Source organism: Kitasatospora sp. NPDC049285 (assembly GCF_040678815.1).
Taxonomy (GTDB): domain Bacteria; phylum Actinomycetota; class Actinomycetes; order Streptomycetales; family Streptomycetaceae; genus Kitasatospora.
In genome coordinates this window covers 1-1,530 of sequence record NZ_JBFAQR010000148.1, presented here as the reverse complement: position 1 = coordinate 1,530, position 1,530 = coordinate 1, and the positions used below count along the sequence as shown (strand labels likewise).

Below are 1,530 nucleotides of genomic sequence, written 5' to 3'. Positions count from 1 at the left end.
TGGACATCGACGACGACCGTGGGCACCCGGGCCAGGACCCGGTGCCGGCGCTCCTGTCCGCGGGTCCGGTCGTCGGGGGCAGACGCACGGACGGGACCACCGCGGTCGCCTTCCTCGGACGCCTCCCGAAGGCCTTCCACGTGGCCGCGTCAAAGGACACGGTCACCATCAACGGCAGGTCATTCGCGCTGCCGACATCGAAGGCCGAGCTTGCCCGGTTCGCGCACCAGCCGCTGAAGGGCGAGATCATCGGCAGCAAGGTCAGGTTCACCAACGCCGTCGGCGAGTGGTTCGAGGGACCCCTCGAGGTGTCCGCGACGCAGCAGGTCTGGCCGGCCGGCGAAAACACCACGGTGTTCGGCGTGAAGATGAGTGTGCCGGGGGCGCCGGCGGATCACCCGGTGGGTGAGGAGTTTCCCGGCTGGTACGCGCGGTTGGCCGGCGCGGACGGCCACCGGGTCGTGGAGTGGTCCCGCACGGAAGGCGACGGCTTCACACCCGAGGGCGACGGGACGCCGTACGACGAGCCGACCGCCGTATACAAGTTCCGGATCGCGACGGAGAAGGCCAAGCGGCCGTTCACCGACCCGCCGGCCCCGACCGGCCCGCAGAACTTCCGCGAACGCATCCCGGAACTCTTCTACGCCACCGCCAACGCGACCAGCGTCAGCGTCAACGGCAAGAACTTCAAACTGCCGAACGGTGAGCGCCGTAAACTGTTCGCGAACAATGCACTGCGGGGCAAGCGCACTGACAAGAAGGTCACGCTCACCAACACCGCCGGCAATTGGTTCGAGACCACCCTCGGGCACAGGATCGAGACCACGGGGCCCCTCCAGCCCGGAAGCCAAAAGATCGCCAACGTGGCGGTGAGTGTGCCGGGGGTGCCGGCCGATCACCCGGTCGGCGAGGCCTTCCCCGGCTGGTATCCGCGGGTGGTCGGCGACCCGGGCCGCCGGGTCGTGGAGTGGTCCCGCACGGAAGGCGACGGTTTCACACCAGAGGGCGACGTGACGCCGTTCGACGAGCCGACCGCCGAGTACAAGTTCCGCATCGCGATGGAGGAACACGCCCGCCGCAGGGCCGCAGACCCCGTGCCCGTCGCCGAGCGCGCGGCTCCGGCGGTCGGGGGCGGGCGTACGGACGGGACGACCGCGGTCGCCTTCCTCGGGCGCGTCCCGAAGTCCTTCCACGTGGTCGCGGCCATGGACGGGGTCAACGTCAACGGCAGGAAGTTCGTGCTGCCGAGCTCGGAGGCCGAGCGTGCCCGGTTCACGTACCAGGCGCTGAAGGGCGAGCTGGTCGGCAGCAAGGTCAGGTTCACCAACGCCGTCGGCGAGCGGTTCGAGAAATCCCTCGACGAGCCCACGACGCAGCAGCTCTGCCCGGTCGGCAAACCCAAGGCAGTGTTCGGCTTGAAGATGAGTGTGCCGGGGGTGCCGGCCGATCACCCGGTGGGTGAGGAGTTTCCCGGCTGGTACGCGCGGGTGGTCGGCGACCCGGGCCGCCGGGTCGTGGAGTGGTCCCGTA

Annotated in this window: 1 protein-coding gene; it reads left to right on the top strand. The window is 69.7% G+C overall.

Going from position 1 to position 1,530, the window contains the following annotated elements:
* A partial coding sequence (locus AB0K51_RS34805; RefSeq protein WP_363462294.1) for a hypothetical protein occupies positions 1-1,530 on the top strand: 1,530 nt, incomplete at both ends.